At 67.0% G+C, this 17,245-nt stretch carries 12 protein-coding genes and 1 pseudogene; 8 read left to right on the plus strand and 5 right to left on the minus strand.

The features are described 5' to 3' along the window. Positions 1-64: 64 nt before the first annotated feature. Entirely contained in the window at positions 65-1,009 is a 945-nt protein-coding gene (locus HYG77_RS34840; protein ID WP_208964114.1) for a phospholipase D family protein, read from the minus strand. A 267-nt stretch (positions 1,010-1,276) separates the two neighbouring features. Between HYG77_RS34840 and HYG77_RS34845 the strand changes: the two genes are divergently transcribed. The 5 genes and pseudogenes from HYG77_RS34845 (at position 1,277) to HYG77_RS34865 (ending at position 5,128) form a co-directional block, all read left to right on the plus strand. Continuing rightward, on the plus strand, positions 1,277-1,504 hold the full coding sequence (locus HYG77_RS34845) for a hypothetical protein (protein ID WP_208964115.1): 228 nt from the start codon (positions 1,277-1,279) through the stop codon (positions 1,502-1,504). 108 nt (positions 1,505-1,612) lie between these two features. After that, positions 1,613-1,798, plus strand: coding sequence for a hypothetical protein (locus HYG77_RS34850; RefSeq protein WP_159927832.1), 186 nt, complete (start codon positions 1,613-1,615; stop codon positions 1,796-1,798). Positions 1,799-2,036: 238 nt separating this feature from the next. Next, positions 2,037-2,381, plus strand: a complete 345-nt coding sequence (locus HYG77_RS34855; RefSeq protein WP_208964116.1) for a hypothetical protein — start codon at positions 2,037-2,039, stop codon at positions 2,379-2,381. Then, entirely contained in the window at positions 2,378-4,330 is a 1,953-nt protein-coding gene (locus HYG77_RS34860) for a hypothetical protein (RefSeq protein WP_208964117.1), read from the plus strand. Before HYG77_RS34855 ends, HYG77_RS34860 begins: the two co-directional genes overlap by 4 nt. Beyond that, positions 4,330-5,128 (plus strand): annotated as a pseudogene (locus HYG77_RS34865) (hypothetical protein). The gene HYG77_RS34860 and the pseudogene HYG77_RS34865 overlap by 1 nt, the downstream one beginning before the upstream one ends. A gap of 196 nt (positions 5,129-5,324) precedes the next feature. On the opposite strand, the gene HYG77_RS34870 reads toward HYG77_RS34865, so the two are convergent. From HYG77_RS34870 to HYG77_RS34885, 4 genes are all read right to left on the minus strand, one after another. Next, positions 5,325-6,497, minus strand: coding sequence for an ATP-binding protein (locus HYG77_RS34870; RefSeq protein WP_208964118.1), 1,173 nt, complete (start codon positions 6,495-6,497; stop codon positions 5,325-5,327). An 847-nt stretch (positions 6,498-7,344) separates the two neighbouring features. After that, positions 7,345-8,475 carry a citrate synthase 2 gene (locus HYG77_RS34875; RefSeq protein WP_208964286.1) on the minus strand — a complete coding sequence of 377 codons (1,131 nt, stop codon included), beginning with the start codon at positions 8,473-8,475 and terminating at the stop codon, positions 7,345-7,347. 838 nt (positions 8,476-9,313) lie between these two features. Then, positions 9,314-9,559 carry a DUF3263 domain-containing protein gene (locus HYG77_RS34880; protein ID WP_208964119.1) on the minus strand — a complete coding sequence of 82 codons (246 nt, stop codon included), beginning with the start codon at positions 9,557-9,559 and terminating at the stop codon, positions 9,314-9,316. Positions 9,560-9,636: 77 nt separating this feature from the next. Beyond that, complete coding sequence (locus HYG77_RS34885) at positions 9,637-10,671, minus strand: porin PorA family protein (RefSeq protein WP_244461505.1); 1,035 nt, start codon at positions 10,669-10,671, stop codon at positions 9,637-9,639. A 1,053-nt stretch (positions 10,672-11,724) separates the two neighbouring features. Between HYG77_RS34885 and HYG77_RS34890 the strand changes: the two genes are divergently transcribed. From HYG77_RS34890 to HYG77_RS34900, 3 genes are read left to right on the plus strand one after another with little or no spacing between them, the layout of a single operon-like run. After that, positions 11,725-13,323: a carboxyl transferase domain-containing protein gene (locus HYG77_RS34890; protein WP_208964120.1), complete on the plus strand. Its 1,599-nt coding sequence runs from the start codon at positions 11,725-11,727 to the stop codon at positions 13,321-13,323. A 7-nt stretch (positions 13,324-13,330) separates the two neighbouring features. After that, positions 13,331-15,343 (plus strand): biotin carboxylase N-terminal domain-containing protein, encoded by a 2,013-nt coding sequence (locus tag HYG77_RS34895; RefSeq protein ID WP_208964121.1) that lies wholly within the window; start codon positions 13,331-13,333, stop codon positions 15,341-15,343. Further along, the gene (locus tag HYG77_RS34900) at positions 15,340-17,151 is read left to right on the plus strand and encodes an acyclic terpene utilization AtuA family protein (RefSeq protein WP_159928517.1); all 1,812 of its coding nucleotides are present in this window, start codon (positions 15,340-15,342) and stop codon (positions 17,149-17,151) included. The genes HYG77_RS34895 and HYG77_RS34900 overlap by 4 nt, the downstream gene beginning before the upstream one ends. The last annotated feature ends 94 nt before the right edge of the window (positions 17,152-17,245 follow it).

Consider the following 17,245-nt stretch of genomic DNA (forward strand, 5'->3'; position numbering starts at 1 on the left):
TCGGCGCGTTCGCGGGGCCGGGCGGTCAGTGGTGGTGCGCAGCTCATTTCGTGTGCGTGTCCGCTCAGAGGTCCCATAGTCCGAGTAGCGCCGTCCGCAAGCTGGGGGAGCGGACGTAGTGATCGGTCCGTAGCCGTGACCCGGGGTGCCCGAGGTCGGTGAGCGCCTTCTCGGCGTCGGTGAGAGGAACGGGTGGCAGGTCGGTGCGGGTGCGCAGGAAGAACAACACCGCACCGCCCGACCGCGGGATCCGCATCGGATCGGAGATCACCACGGCCGGCGGGTGAATCCACTCGTCGCCGGTGGAGACGAAGACAATCACGTCACCGCGCCGAAGGGTGCCGGGTGTGTCGAGGCGGAGCGACTCGAGTTGGTACTTCACCGCCGGCCCGCCCGCCGTGGAGTGCCGGCCCCGCTGGTTGTCGAGGACGTGTTGTTCGGTGTCGGTGGGTTCGTAATCGACGGCGTGTGTGACGAACATCCGGGTCACCGGTGTGGGCAGGAAATCTGTGTCGGTGCGGACGCGGCCGGTGACCCCGGGCAGTGGGACGGCGCGGCCGATCTCCCACTCGAGGATCGCGTCGTCGAGGAACACCTGATCGACCTCGGTGATCTCGTCGAGGCTGTTAATGAACTTGCGGACACCGGCGACGATGTCGGGGTCGTCGGTGATGACCACGGCGTCGTCGGCGAGGATGGAGTTCTCGGACGCGTTCGCCGACCCGATCACCGCCCGGGTATCGGTGGCGATCACCTTGGCGTGCAGGGTCGGTGACGACAGCACCCGCACCCCCTTGTTCAGGTAGTAGGTGAGGGCGGCGGGGGAGGTGGCGTGCGCCCGGATAGCGGCCTTGGAGGCGTTGACGACCAACAGGTCCCCGGCGCGCAGCGGGAGCAGCTCGGGTGCGTCCTGGCCGAGGTAGCCGATCGCGGCGTATCGGGCGCCGCGGGTGCGGACGGCGCGGGTGATGTGCGGCCACGGGCTCGGCCCGTGGAAGGTGGTCCCCATACCGACAGACGGTAACCGGCCCGCCTTGCGTGTGGTGCCGGTCCCGGGCAACGCTAAAAGAAGCCTAAAAGGGGGCGCCGTCGGTCGGCGCTCCTCGGCGAGGTCGACGGCGGCGCGGGTGAGGGGCTGACGGCGGTCGCCCGGGGTGCAGCGATCCGGTCGAATCTCGGTTGCGGACAACGCGTCGGCGTCGGCGTCGGCTCCGACCGGCGGACCGGCGCTCGTACGCTATGGGCACCACGAGATGCGACCGGCGGGAGAAGGATCATGAGTTACGAAGCGATCTACGACGGGGTCCGCTATCCGCTCGCCGATGCGGCCGCCGCTCACGGCCTCGAGGACGACATCCGGGGCATCTTCGCAGACAACGGTAACGGGGGATTCGTCGGTTTCGTCAGCCAGAACTCGACGGTTCGCCTGCTGATCACGCCGGCGACTCCGATCGCGATTCGGGGCAGCGACGAGCCGAACCCGACCGTCGTCCACCGCTGGTAACCCCGCCCCAGCAGATACCTCCGTCGGCCGCGCCGGTGTGTCCGCCCTATGGACGAGGGGTTGTCAGCGAGACTTTCGGCATCGACTGCCAAGTAGAAGGAGGGTACGGTGCCCAGCCTCATCTTCAACGGCGTTACGTACGGCATCAGCCAGACCCGATTCGAGGCCACCCGGGAGCTGCTCGCACGGTTCGCCGAGGGACACACCCTGGGAGTGACGATGTCGCTCACCCATGACGGCGCCCGGCACCACCTGTTCATTACCCCCGGGGTACCGATCACGCTGGTGGAATGACGACTCCGCGGTGGTCGAGTCACGACGGTTTCCTGCGCTGATGTGCCCGGGCAGTGTCTCCGGCGTCGTCGCCACCAGCGCCCGTCGATGCCCCCGGCGCGGTGGTAGCACCCCGGTCAGATCCTGGGCGCAACTCTGCGCGCAAACATGCCAGCGAAAATACCGGCAACAAGGCACGTAGTGGGTAGGGTGATGTTCGCGCACGTATACGGGGCACACCGAACACGAGTGGGTGGGGATGGCGAAGGTAGGAAATTCTCAAGGCGGCTCCCGCCGCCGCCCGACCGGGGCCGGACGAGGCGCCGCGGGGTCGGGGAAACGCGCTTCCGGTGCGGGAGACTTCGGTGGTGCGGGAACACCGAGTCCGGAATTGACGGCGAAGCTGGAACCGCGGAAGGGGCCGGCAAAGGTTCCGCTGAACACCCGGGTACTGGCCTCGACGGAGGCCCGGTTGAACTGGCTGGTGAACCACCGTCAATCCACGGTGACCAACGTCGTGGACGTGGCCCTGCAGGAATTCTTCGACCGCTACCGCGTCCCACCGGCCGATCTCGACGGCCGGATCGCTGAGCCGGAGTCATGAGCTCCCCGTGGGAGCAAATCCCCCTCTTCACCCTGCCCGGCACCACCCCGGCGACGTCCCCCGAATCCGCCGAAAAAGCCGGTTCCCCCAACGCAACCGATCAGGCGGAGGTCACCGACGGGGCGGGTCTGGAACCCACCGTTGCCACACGCCCTGACTTCCACGAGCAGGGGGACGCTGAGTCGGACGAGCAGGGGGACGCTGAGACGGACGAGCAGGGGGATGTTGCCGAAGCTCCCACGGATATGGGGTCTCCCGAGCTGGTCAGCGCCGAGGCCGAGGCCGATGGCGACGCGGCCGATCCGCCGGTGTGGGAGGCGCTGCCGGCGGGGGAGGCCGCGGATGGGCATGCGGTGATCGTGACCGCCGCCGGGACGTACACCCCTTCGGGAAAGGAGCTGACCGGTCCGGTCGATTCACTCGAGAAGCTGGACAAGCTGATTCGGTGGGCGTCGTTGACCCCGTTGGGTGCACCCGCACAAATCTGGGTCGTCGGGTTGGCGGCGTGTGAGCAACTGGGGTGGGTCATCGATCCGGGCAGTGAGGACGACGTCGACGACATGGAAGCGTTGCGGACCCGCGCCGGCGCCGAGTTGACCGCCACCCTGCATGCCACCCTGCCCCCGTTGCTCGGTGCCGGGTGGGAACTGCGCGGCGAACCCGGTCATGTGGTGCATTTGTCCCGCACGATCGGGAACTTCACCTCGATGGTCGATGTGGTGATCGAACCCTATGTGTGGACGTACTGGAACAAGGACTTCGGCTGGCACAACCGGGTCGGCGATATGGGTGTCCTCGGCTCACCCACAGCGGGAACCTATCTCCCGGACGACGACCTGCCGGCCGCGCGGGAGCTGGGCCGCCGGCTGGCCTGGTGCGCCCAGCATCTCGGGGTGCTCCCCGGGCCGACACCGGCCCGCACCGGCGCCGCGGTCATCGACAAAATCAAACGCGAACGCACCCGCAGCGGTAAAGGCATCGTCGTCACCACCGCCGGACCGGTGCCGCCGCTCGACGGGGCGCCACGCGGGGACCTCGAGCCCGCGGTCGGCTGGACCCGGGTACCGGAGGCAAGTGACCTCGAGGATGCGTGCCGGTTGGTGTCGATCGACCAACGCGCCGCCTATCTGGCCTCCGCGGGCATGCTCGAACTCGGCTACGGGCAACCCACACATGTGACCGGTGGGGCGGCGGCCGCCGCGGCGGTGGGGGGCAAGGGCACCCCGTTCGGGTTGTGGCGGATCACCCTGCCTGCCGGGCAGACCTTGTCGCTGCCCGAGAAACTGCCGTTGCCGCATCCGCACATGCTGGCCGATCAGCCGGTGCAGACCTGGGTCACCTCGGTCAGTATCGACGGGTTGTGTGCACCGGTGGCCGATGGCGGGATCGGTGCCGATCTCGACGACCTCGACATCACCGAGGCGTGGGTGTACCCGCAGCAGGGCCGTGTGCTGGACAAGTGGGCGAAAATCCTGCGCGAGGCCCGCAAAACCGCCGTCGACACCCAGGATGCGGCGATGAAGGGATTCATCGGTTCCTGCTACAAGGGGTACATCGGGCGGATGGTCAACCCGGACATGTGGACCGCGACCCGCATGGTGCATCACCACCAACCGTTGTGGCGGGCGTCGATCATCGCGCATTGCCGGTGGCGGGGCCGCCGCGTCGCGATGCGCATCGCCCGCGAACACCATCGTTGGCCGGTCCGCACCGTCACCGACTCCTGGGTGTATCTCCTGTCCGGTGGTGAGGACATTGCCGACCCGAGCGGCGCGCTTGGGAAGATGACGGTGGAAAAAGACGTGGCCCTCACCGACACCCTCCTAGCCTCCATGGCGTCGGCTGCGGATGTGCACGAGGTGAATCTGGCGATCAAGGCCGCCTTCACCGACCACGAGGACACCGCCGACCACGAGGACGCCGACGATGACGGGGAGGGGGTGGACTGATGGCTTTGCATCTGCCGAAGCCGCGCACCAAGAAACCGGCGCAGCAGGCGGTCGGTCTCGACGGTCTCAAGGTCTCGGTGGCGAATGCCGCGACCAGTGGGGTGGAGAAGTCGAAGCAGGTCAAAACCGGGGGACTGGCCGGGCTGACCAGCAAGGTGACGGGTCACACAGTTACGGAAGGAGCTCGGCAACGAGGGTTTGCGTCAGGCGGCGCTCGATGCCGGCCGCATCCCGCCGTCGGACCGCACGTTGCGCCGGTGGGCGCAGCAGGGCCGCATCCCGCACTCGGATGTGCTCGAGCGGGCGCAACGGCGTGCGGCGATCGAGCGCCTCGGCGGTATCGATGCCGTGGCTGCGAAGATCGGACGGTCCCGTTCGGCGGTGTCCCGGTACCGGTCAGGGGAGACTAACGAACTGCGTGCCGACGCGAGCAAGAAACTCAGAACTGTGCGGGCCGAGGACATCATGGCCCGTGCCGGGGTGTTGCGGCCGGATGGGACTCCGAAGACCGCGGTCATCCGGGTCAGGGGCGGGGTGATGGTCCGCAACGGCGCCGACGAGGGCTACGACTACCGGGTCCGGACCCTGGATTTCGCGAACTCCGACACCCCGTTCAGTCCTGAGGAGTCCCGTGAGCTCGCCGCCGCCCTCGCGAACGATGATCATGCCCGGGTCGTCGCCTTACTCTAACGGCACGCCACCCTCGACTACCCGGAGAACAAGGGCTTCGACAGGTACAGCGACCAATTCGGATTCCACTTCGACCACATCGACTCCGTCCACATCGACTGGATCTAACAGTTCTCTACTTGCCGCGGCTGGGCGCCGGAATAGTGCAGGGCTGCTAAATATTTCAGGACGCTGTGTCCCTCACCTCGATGTGGGCGTGGCGGGACAGCGGTCTGCCCACCCAGCGGGACCTTGACTCTGCGGGGTGCTGATAAGAGTGCTCAGCGAGTGCGATATCCGAGTCGGCGCGTGAGTACAGGGGGTTTCAGGCGGTGGGCTGGCGACGAATGAAGTCGGCCATTCCCGGGACGGTGAACGCGATGCGGCCGTGTTCGGGGGACCAGATGAGGCCCTTTTTGATGGCGGAATCCCGGACGTCGCTGACCGCGGTCGTCGCCACACCCATGGCCGCGGCGACCTTCCCGGACCGGGGCGTGGGTTCCCCGGTTCCGGCGATGGCGCGCAGGTACCGGCGCTCCCGGTCGGTGGCCCGGGTCCACCGGGACGGGAAGAACCCGTCGTCCAACGCTCGACGGCCCTCCTCGACCGCGAGGTGGGCATCCTCGGCATCGAAGGGGGAAGCGGGGGCGGTGTGCCAGATCGCCTTGCCGAACTCTTGCAGGAAGTACGGGTAACCGCCGCTGGCTTCGACAAGGATCTCGAGCGCGTCCGGGGTGAACGCACCACCGTGCGCCTCGACCGGAACCCGGAGCGCGTCGGCGGCATCGGCCGGGGACAGCGGTCCGATGGTCCGGTAGGAGAATTGCCGTTCGGCGTAGGAGCGGCTGTCGGCGAGCACCGCGGGCAGGCTGGGCAGCCCCGCACCGATGACGAAAAACGGCCATTCGCGTTGGCTGGCACGGTGCTGCACCGCGAGCAGGGCGCCGAGCAGATCGGGGTCGAGGTCCTGCATTTCGTCGATGAACAGTCCGAACGCCGCACCCTTTTTGCGCATGACGTCGCTGATCGCTTCGACCAACTCCTCGAGGTCGAGGTCGATGTCTCCGCTGGCGGCGCGTCCGCCGAGGGCGAGTTCGATCTTGGCCGGGCCCAGGCCGACACCGAGGGTGAACCCGCGGGCGAGGGAGACGAGATCGTCGATGACCTTGTGGAGCTGATGTTTGCGGCTGAAGCGGCGCAGACCGACGGCGAGTTCGTAGCCCAGTCGGGCGCGGACCGCGGCGATCCCGGCCTCGTTCGGCCGGGCCTCGATGTTGATCGCCAACCATCCCTGCCGCTCGGCGTGCTCGGCCAGGGTATTGAGCAGGGTGGTCTTGCCGACCCCACGCAGGCCGGAGAGCATCATCCCACGGTCATAGTTGCCTCGCTTGCTGCGGGCGACGAGCAGATCGAACTCCTCGCGCTCCCGATCTCGGCCCTCCAGAGCAGGGGGCCGCAGACCCGAGCCGGGTTTGAACGGGTTCAACGCGGGATCCATATCGACAACTATAGGTGTTTATGGCAAAAGGTCCATAAAATCCGATAAGTTGCGATAGGTGCCGAGAGGTCTGGTTTCGCGCCCTCGCGGTGTGGGTGGTGGCCTCTCTCACGGGTGGTGTCGAGGGTCCCTCATTCTTCGGCGGAGAGGGGCGCGCACCTGGATTCCGAAATTCGTTCGAGGAATGCTCTCAAGCCTGGTGGTACAGCGGTGGGTGATGGCCGCTCGATGTCGAGGTTCGATCTCGTAAAAGGAAACCACCGGTCACGCCCGCTCACCTGTGTCGAGCCGGGCCATTTCTTCACACACCGGCTCCCGTTCCGTATCCGTCGCCGAACCGGGACACTCGTCTTCACTACTCGTCGATCATTGGTGGGGAGGGGGGAAGGGCAGCAGCGACGGGCCGAGGCCGTGTGCGCGACCGTTTCGTGGGAAGTACACTCAACGACGTTCGCAGAGCATCCCCCCAAATTTTGCACTGTTGAACGCCCCCCGTGTCCAGCGTCCCCCCGACCTGGACACCCGCGCCCCAGATCCGCCCCCCCGGTGCTGGGGCGCATTGCGTTCCCTCGACCAGCAACCTCCGACGCTTGGTCTCCCATCCCCGAACCAGCTTTCGAACAATCCCTCACGGAGAAGGGCAGCGATGACCGAGACCGCCAGCAGCATGGGCCGCGTCCCTGTCGGCGATCCCGATCCCGCTCCGCTTCGATCCGCAGGTCAAGCAGCAACTCGATGAGGTGGCCGCCGGGGGGTCGCCGACCGGTCAACGATCCCTCAGCGGGCGACCGGACCCGGCCGGGTCAGGATCACGGACACCGTCGAGGCACTCCAAGATGTCGAATGATCAGTTGGTGTGGGCGATCTGGTCCCAGCCCTCGACGGACTCGGGGGTGCGGGGTGCGGGGCCGGTGTAGATGGCGGCGGGGCGGACGAGCTTGCCCAGACGTTTCTGCTCGAGGATGTGGGCGCACCAGCCGGCGGTGCGGCCGCAGGTGAACATCGCGGGCATCATGTGCGCGGGAACCTCGGCGAAGTCGAGGATGACCGCGGCCCAGAACTCGACGTTGGTTTCGATGGCCCGGTCGGGGCGGCGCTCGCGCAGTTCGGCGAGGGCGGCCTGCTCGAGGGCGGCGGCCGCTTCGTAGCGGGGGGCGTTCAGCCGTTTCGCGGTGGCGCGCAGCACGCGGGCGCGGGGGTCTTCGGCGCGGTAGACGCGGTGACCGAAGCCCATCAGTTTGTCTTTGCGGTCGAGGATGCCCTTGACCAGGGCGCGGGCGTCGCCGGACTTCTCGGTGTCCTCGATCATCGGCAGGACGCGGGCGGGGGCGCCGCCGTGCAGGGGGCCGGACATGGCGCCGATTGCGCCGGAGAGGGAGGCGGCGACGTCGGCGCCGGTGGAGGCGATGACGCGGGCGGTGAAGGTGGAGGCGTTCATGCCGTGTTCGGCGGCGGAGACCCAGTAGGCGTCGATCGCTTCGACGTGGGCGGGGTCGGGTTCGCCCTTCCAGCGGACCATGAATCGTTCGGTGACGGTCTTGGCCTCGTCGATCCGTTTCTGCGGGACGGCGGGCTGGTAGATGCCGCGGGCGGACTGGGCGACGTAGGACAGGGCCATCACGGAGGCGCGGGCGAGTTGTTCGCGGGCGGTGTCGTCGTCGATGTCGAGGAGGGGCTGGTATCCCCAGATCGGGGCGAGCATCGCGAGGCCGGCCTGGACGTCGACGCGGACGTCGCCGGTGTGCACGGGCAGGGGGAAGGGTTCGGCCGGGGGCAGGCCGGGGCCGTAGCGGCCGTCGACGAGCAGTGCCCACACGTTGCCGAAGGTGACGTGCTTGCCGACGAGGTCTTCGATGTCGACGCCGCGGTAGCGCAGGGCGCCGCCGTCCTTGTCGGGTTCAGCGATATCGCTGGTGAACGCGACCACGCCCTCCAGACCGCTGACGAAATCGTCCGGTATTGCCGCGCTGTGGGTGATCTCTGCGGTAGTCATCGCTGTTCCTCGAATGTGTGTGGTGTCGGAAGTTTTCGGCGGACGGTCTGGAGCCGTTCATGTGAGAATCAGGGTCGGCGGTCCTCCCACGTCGTCTTCCAGGCGGGGTGCAAGATGCCCTACGGTTCGCCCCGTGTCCCGTTCGTGTGGGGGCCGAAAGCCCTCGGGGGTCCCTCCTGCTCTCCTCCACGGCACGGTTGTGGCTGCCGCGAAGGCTCGTCCATACAGTGAACGGAACTCTCGGACGGTCTTTGCTCCACTAAAAAGGATGTGTTCGCGCAATTCAAGAGACTAAGTCACAGTGCTCGCGGTTCGGGACACCGCACATCCAAGCGTTCACTCAGCGAACGTATTTTAGGTGTAGAGAACTGGGCGTTCATTGTGGCGCTCCGAAGCACGAGCTCGGGAAATCGGGGGCGGTTCCCTCGACCTCTAGCAAGTTGGAAGAACAGGTTGCGGTGGCCGGCCGGTGGTAACTACCGCCATTGACCGAGCCGGCGGCACAGGGATGTCGCGCATACGCGTGTCGTTGCACCTGGAGGAACTTGCAAGGGACGGACCGGGTGTGGCGGCGCTCGGTCGATGTAGCACTCGGTCCCGGTGCTTCTCAATGCACCGGGACCGAGTCGCACTGGCAGAACGGAAGCTTGCCGGCGGAACGTCCGGTTAGCAGGGTGTTCGGTGAGCTTCCTGCAACGCCCAAGCGCCGTGCTCGTCCTCAGCGAGGGGTTGCCGCCGACGTCCCCGGATCGCGGGGGCTTCGGTGAGGTGACCAGATCGCGAATGATGCGGGATTCCCCTCGATTTCGACTGGCGCGGCTCCTTACCGCCGGATCGGCGCGGTACGCAAGGCCGCGTACGCAGCTACCTTCTTCGAGGAAAATCGGCCCAACTGCCCACGGGCCTTTGCGTTCGGGCCGCCGACCCGTGGAGTGGACACCAGGTGGAGTAATCGGCGGTAGAACTGTTCGGGAGTGAGCCCGAACTCCGCCAGGATCTCATCATCGCCGCCGCCGTAGCTCATCCACTGGCTTGCGTACTCGATCATGCGTTGTTCTTGGTCGTTCATCTCGTCCTCATGCGCGAAGTGACATCCGTACAGACATCACGCCGATCCGTCCGCTCTCCGCTGCTGCGTCGTCGAGCTCACGTACGAGCGGCTACTTCCTCCTCGGCGGGTTCCACATCTGCCACCGGTGTCGGCCGTCGGCGAACAACGCCCAACACAATGCACGCTGTGCCGATGACGAGCAGACCGAGGGGAATGTACATTTCGAAAAGCGACAGCATCGTGCTCGCGGAGGCCGCTGCAGCGGCCGCATCTGCAACCGAGCCCTGGGTGAGCGTGGCGTCGATCGACATCACCGGCATCAGCGGGACGGAGCGACCGTTGAGATCGATGTTGGCAATGATCTTCTGTTCGAGAGAGCCGTCGACCGGTGCACCGGTGACCGTGTCCGCAGCGAGGGTTGCCTGAGTGTCGGCGTCGTATGTCAGCGGTACCGGATCTGAAAGCTGCTCGAGTGCGCTGGTCACGCTGGCACGAGTCTGCTCAGGCAACAGGGGCGTCAGGGAGCTGAGCAGCGATTTCGGAAGGGATTTCGGGAGTGTTTCGGCTACGGCGGGGTCTTGCAGCGCCCCCCGGGCCGAGACGGTGTAGTTGTAGGTGGTCCGTCCGGCGACCTCTCCGTTGTCGACGAACACCATCGGTACCGTCGTTCGGGTGGCGGAGTCGTAGTACCGATAGTCGGACGAGGGGGAGGGGTGCAGTGGAAGCGAGATCGTCAGACCCGAATGCGATTCCACGGACGGGTCGGTAGACGGCGCACTGTCCAATGTCGACCTGTTCAGGGCGTACGTGTGGTTGTTGGGAATGGACCCGGCGGGGGTGTGCACCGTCGTGTCGTCGTGCGTGATCGCGGTATCGCCGGATGTGCTCGACACATACACATGCCGATCGATGGTGATGGGCACTCCGGTTGCGATCGCGTTGGCGAGGTCACCGACCTGAAGTGCTTCAGGGTTGAGCAGATCGGCGGTGCCTTCGTAGTGGGCCGTGCTGTCGAGATCGCCGGGAAGCTTCGTCGCGATGGGAACAACGACGAACCGAATTGCGGCCGCCGCTAGAAGTAACAGCACCCCTATCGCGATGAGTGTTTTCGAGGAGCGTCGAATTACCACTGTGTCTCCTTGCAGGGGCTCGGTGGATGTTGGGAAGACTGGGTTATGTCTGTAGGTGCTCAGTCCAGCCCGAATTGATTTCGTGGCTGAATGCCCGGCGTGACCGCAGGTATGAGGCGCACTGAGCTGGTTCAGTGAGAAACCTCCCCGTACTCGGCCGCAATGGGCGCGGCCGAGCTTACGAAGGGTAAATGCGCCGTCTGCGCGTTGGCCGGGAAGCGTTCGATGTGGTGGGCTCTTGCCTCTGCGGTCGCGAAAAGCGGAGTGCCGCTCAGCGCCAACCGTTGCTCCAGCCGCTGGCAGTGCATTGGTTTGTGACGCCGATCACGATCGCATGCATTCCTTTTCGAAGTCAACGCGGGATGGGTCTTCTGGTGAGACAGAATTCGTCTCACTGGGCGCGAGACGCCGGGTGTTACGGGCGAGGGTCCGTACCCCGTCCGCGGCGCGCCCGTTGTGTGGAGCGATAACGGTCTCGATCGCGGCGCTGTCACGTTCGGCGAGGTGTGTTCGACCAGTCCCGCTGCCGGCACCCCGTGCATGCCTCCGGGCGCGGCGACGGATTCCATGGATTCGGGTTCCGCCGCAGGTCAAATGCTCCCGATCTGCGCGATCCCCCAGTTGGGTTCGGCGCCACCCGAGGCGGAGCGGCACTCGGCGCGGGCTGCGAACGCAGGGCCCTCCGGGCCACTCCGAGGCCGGAGCCAGGTATCGATATTTGTGTCAACTTGTGTCAAGGGATATGGGAAACTGCGGCCTATATATACACTCTCTTGCCTGCCCAGGGCCCCAATCGAGAACTTGACAAGTCAATCACCTGAGCGTTACATGGTGAAGGTCACATGCGGCAGGGTCGGGTTCTTCACAGCCTTGTCTCACACCGACGGCTCGACCCGATGCACGATGTCACGCCAAGGCGTGCCCTGGATGCGTTCACCCGCGCCCTGGCCACCGGCAGCGGTACGGGTGGCGGAGTGTCGCCTTCGTTGCCGCGCATGTGTCGCCGTGACTGCCTCACCGCACGAATTCCACAAAGCTGATCGAGGTGTACCTATGACTGTCCTGTCCACACGATTCGATACCGGGTCCGAGCAGTTCGGGCTCGATCGCCGGGCGATGCTCGACGCTCTCGAACCACTCGAGTCCCTCGCGGACCGGGTGCTCGATGCGGGTGGAGACAAGGCCGTCGAGCGCCACCGCTCACGCGGCAAGCTGCTGGCGCGCGAGCGCGTCGATCTGCTCCTCGACGAGGACGCCCCGTTCCTCGAATTGTCCTGCTACGCGGGCGCGCACGACCCGGCCGAGCAGCCGGGTGGCCGACTGATTACCGGTATCGGCCCGGTCAGCGGTGTGGAGTGCATGATCATCGCCAACCAGTCGACGGTGAAGGGCGGTTCGCTCAACCCCGACGCCGTGGCGAAACAGTTGCGGGCCCTCGACATCGCCGAGCGCAACCGGTTGCCCGTGGTCACCCTCGTCGAATCCGGCGGGGCGGACCTTCCCCGGCAGGCCGATATCTTCGTGCCCGGCGGGCGGACCTTCCGTGAACTCACCCGCCTCACTGCCGCGGGGATCCCGACGATCTCCCTGGTATTCGGTAGTTCCACCGCCGGTGGCGCGTATCTGCCGGGAATGAGCCAGTACACGGTGTTGGTCAAGCAGGCCGCGTCGGTGTATCTCGGCGGCCCGCCGCTGGTGAAGATGGCGATCAACGAGGACATCGACGACGAATCGCTCGGCGGTGCGGAGATGCACGCTCGGGTGTCGGGCTTGGCGGACTACCTGGCCGAAGATGAACGGGACGCGCTGCGTCTGGGCCGGCAGATCGTCTCGGACCTGCAGTGGACCAAGGCCGGACCGGGGCCGTCGCTTCCGGCCGACCCCCCAGTCCACGATCCGGACGATTTGCTCGCGTGCGCGGCCGCCGACGCCAAGCGGCCCGTCGAGGTGCGGGAGATTCTCGCCCGCGTGCTCGACGGCTCGCGCTTCGACGAGTTCAAACCGCTGTACGGCACCCAGCTGGTGACCGGATGGGGTTCGATCGCCGGATATCCGATCGGCATTCTCGCCAACAACGGCATCCTGTTCTCCGACGAGGCGAACAAGGGGGCGCACTTCATCCAACTCGCCAACGCCCGGAACATTCCGCTGGTGTTCGTCCAGAACATCACCGGCTTCATGGTGGGCTCCGCGGCCGAGCGCGGCGGAATCATCAAGGACGGTGCGAAGCTGATCAATGCGGTCTCCAATTCCACTGTCCCGCATCTGACTTTGATGATCGGCGCGTCGTACGGTGCGGGCAATTATGCGATGTCCGGGCGCGCCTACGATCCACGGTTCGTCTTCACCTGGCCCAATCACCGCATCGCCGTCATGGGGGGCGCCCAGCTCGGCGGGGTCATGTCGATCATCCGCAAGTCCGCGGCGCAGCGGTCCGGCACGGCGTTCAGTGATACCGACGATGCCCGGGTCCGCCGCGAGATCGAGGACATGATCGACAGCCAGTCCGGGGCGATCTACGCCACCGGGCGGGTATGGGACGACGGTGTGATCGATCCTCGTGACACCCGGGCCGTGCTCAGCCTCGCCCTCTCCGCCACCCATTCCGCACCGGTGACCGGCACCTCCCGGTTCGCTACCTTCCGATTGTGAGAACCTGGTGAACAACACTTCGATCAGCACCCTGCTCATCGCCAACCGCGGCGAGATCGCGCGACGGGTGATCCGCACCGCCCGCGCCCTGGGAATCCGCACGGTGGCGGTGTATTCCGTCCCCGACGCCCGGTCCCCGCACGTCACCGACGCCGACTTCGCCGTCCCGATCGGCGGTGCGAGCAGCGCCGAGTCGTATCTGGTGTGGGAGAAGATCCTCGATGCCGCCCGCCGCACCGGCGCCGACGCCATCCATCCCGGCTACGGATTCCTTTCCGAGAACGCCGAATTCGCTGAGGCCTGCGAGGCCGCCGGGATCGTCTTCGTCGGACCGAGCCCGGACTCGATCCGGGAGATGGGTCTGAAGGACCGGGCCAAGGAGTGGGCCCGTAAGGCCGACGTGCCGGTCCTGCCGGACGCGGTCATCACCGGCGACGACACCGATACCTGGAAAACCGCCGCGGCCGAGGTCGGGTTCCCGTTGCTGGTCAAGGCCGTCGCCGGCGGCGGCGGCAAGGGCATGCGCCTGGTCGAGCACCCCGACGAGCTGGTGGACGCGGTCGCAGCCGCTCGCCGTGAGGGGGCGAATCTCTTCGGCAACTCCACGGTGTTCCTCGAGCGTTACCTGACCTCCTCCCGGCACATCGAGATCCAGGTGTTCGGCGACAAGCACGGCAACGCGGTGCATCTCGGCGAGCGTGAGTGTTCGGTCCAGCGCCGGCACCAGAAGGTCCTCGAAGAGGCACCCTCGCCGGTGATCACACCTGAGGTGCGCGAGAGAATGGGCGCGACCGCGGTGTCCCTGGTCCGCGAGCTCGGCTACCTCGGCGCCGGCACCGTGGAATACCTCTTCGACGACACCACCGGCGGCTTCTACTTCCTGGAAATGAACACCCGCTTGCAGGTCGAACATCCCGTCACCGAAGAGGTCACAGGGTTGGACCTGGTCGCTTTGCAGCTGCGGGTGGCACGCGGTGAGCGCCTCGGGTTCGATCAGAACGACGTGACCATCAGCGGCCACGCGATCGAGGTCCGGCTCTACGCCGAGGATCCCGCGGCCGACTATCTACCCACCCCCGGCGACCTGCATCACTACACGCACCCAGAGCGGACCGGGATCCGCTACGAGGACGGCATCGCCACCCCGGCGACCATCTCACCGTTCTACGACCCGATGATCGCCAAAATCATCTCCCACGCCGACACCCGCTCGGAGGCGGCGTTCGCCCTGGCCGCCGCACTCGACGGTACGCAGGTGCACGGCGTGCGAACCAACCGCGCGTTCCTCGCGGCCCTGCTGCGGGACCCGGACTACCTCGCCGGCGCCACCCGCACCGACTTCCTCGACCACCACCCGGACCTGCTCGATCCACCGATGGCCACGGCCTGGCCGGTGCACCTGGCCGCCGCCATCGCGGTCTCGACCGCCCGGCGCAGAGACACCGACCCGATGCGCGGACACGCCCGGCCCGGGTTCCGGCCGCTGGCCACCCGCCTGATGACCCACGCCACCTGGCACCGGGCCGGCGACGAGATGGCGTTGCAGGTCGACTACCGGCTCGGCGGCTGGTCGGGAGAGACCGACCTCGCCCTGACCATCGACGGCGCGGTCCACGACTTCACCCTCCGCGACCTCGGCACCGACAGCGTGCGGGTGCACTACGACGGCGTCGACTACCCCTGCACGGTCCGGACGTATTCCGACGGGTCCGTCTGGGTCAACGACGCCAGCAGCCAGTCCGGCTGGCAACCGCAGCCGCGGCTGCCCGACCCCGGCGATCTCACCGCCGCCGCCCTCGGCCCGGTCAACGAGATCCCCGGCACCGTGGTCAACATCGCCGTCGAGGTCGGTGACACGGTCACCGCAGGCCAAAAGCTCGCCGTGATCGAGGCGATGAAGATGGAACACCCGGCCACCGCCGCGGTCGACGGAACGGTCGAGGAGATCCACGTCTCGGTCGGTCAATACGTCGACGCGCACACCGTCCTGATCACCCTCGCGGCAGGAGACCCCTCATGAGCACCGCACCGCTTCGGATAGCGAACTGTTCGGGATTTTTCGGCGACCGCCTGTCGGCGGCACGAGAGATGGTCCACGGAGGCTCCATCGACGTCCTCACCGGGGACTGGCTCGCGGAGCTGACCATGGGAGTGCTGGTCAAACAGCGCAAACGCAACGCCGACACCGGTTTCGCCCGCACCTTCGTCCAACAGCTCGACGAGGTGCTCGAAACCTGCCTCGACCGGAAAATCAAAATCGTCTCGAACGCCGGTGGCCTCAACCCGCACGGCTGCGCCGCGCAGATCGTCGACATCGCCGAACGCCTCGGCCGGACGGTACGGGTGGCCGTCGTCGACGGTGACGACGCCACCCAAGCCTTCGCCGCCGCCCGCCGCACCGGATGGGACGCGCCCCACCTCGACACCGGCCAGCCGTTCTCGGAAGCCGGACAGGACCCCGACGTCGTCAGCGCCTACCTCGGTGGGTGGGGAATCAAGGAAGCCCTCGATGGCGGTGCCGATGTCGTCATCACCGGTCGCGTCACCGACGCCGCGATCATCCTCGGCCCGGCGGCCTGGCACTTCGGCTGGCCCCGAACCGACTGGGACGCACTGGCCGGGGCCGTCGTCGCCGGACACGTGATCGAATGCGGAGCCCAGGCGACCGGAGGGAACTTCTCGTTCTTCTCCGAAATACCGGGCATGGACCGTCTCGGATTCCCCATCGCGGAGATCGACGCCGACGGCTCGTCGGTCATCACCAAGCACCCGGGCACCGGTGGGGCGGTCACCGTGGAAACGGTCACCGCCCAGTTGCTCTACGAGATCGACGGACCCCGGTATGCGAATCCGGACGTGATCGCCCGCCTCGACACCGTCCGCCTCGACCAGCTCGACACCGACCGCGTCCGGATCTCGGCGGTGCGCGGTGAGCCGGCACCGCCGAACGTCAAGGTCGGTGCCCTCGTCTCCGGTGGCTGGCGCAACGAGATGACCTTCGTCCTGACCGGAACGAACATTCAGGCGAAGGCCGACCTCGCCCAGCAGGCCCTGTGGACGGCGATTCCCGGCGGAAAGGACTCCTTCCAGCACGTCACCGTCCGCCTGCTCCGCGCCGACCGATCCGATCCCGCGACGATGAACGAGGCGGTCGCCTTGCTGACCATCGCGGTCACCGATCCCTCCCGGGAAAAGACCGCGGCGTTTCCCCGCGTGGCCATCGAAACCGGGCTGGCGAGCTACCCCGGGCTGTACTTCACCTCCCCGCCCACGCCCGGCAGCGAGATCAGCGTGTTCTGGCCGACACTGATGCCCGCCCACTCCTTCCCCCAGCGCATCACCCTCGACGGAACCTCGGTCAGCGTTCCTCCCGCACCCCAGGCCGCCGCCGCACCGGCCATTGCCGAACCGACACCCCCCGCCCCGGAGCCGGCGCAGGGCCCGACAGTCCGGCAACCGTTGGGCACGGTGTTCGGAACACGCTCGGGCGACAAGGCCGGCAACGCCACCTTGGGCGTCTGGGCGCGCACCGACGCCGAGCACCGCTGGCTGCGCTCGTGGTGGACCGAAGACGCTGTGCGCGCACTGATCCCCGAGGCCACGCACTGCCCAGTGCGGATGTGGGAGCTTCCCCATCTGCGCGCATGCGGAGTGACCATCGTCGGACTGCTCGGGCGCGGGGTGGCAGCAAACCTCGACCTCGACTCCCAGGGGAAAGGGTTGGGGGAGTATGTGCGAGCGAAACACCTCGACATCCCCACCGCCCTCCTGCACACAGACGGGCATGCACCCGCCGAACTCGTCACAGCCGAAGAACCCCGCAGATGATCGAGACCACGATCACCGGCACCGAGAACCTGCCCGCGGCAGACCAAACGAATCAAGACAGTGCTGGTCGGCCCGCTCCGCGGCGGGCAAACGA

Origin of the sequence: Rhodococcus sp. ZPP (assembly GCF_017656075.1) — a bacterium.
Lineage (GTDB): Bacteria > Actinomycetota > Actinomycetes > Mycobacteriales > Mycobacteriaceae > Rhodococcus_F > Rhodococcus_F oxybenzonivorans.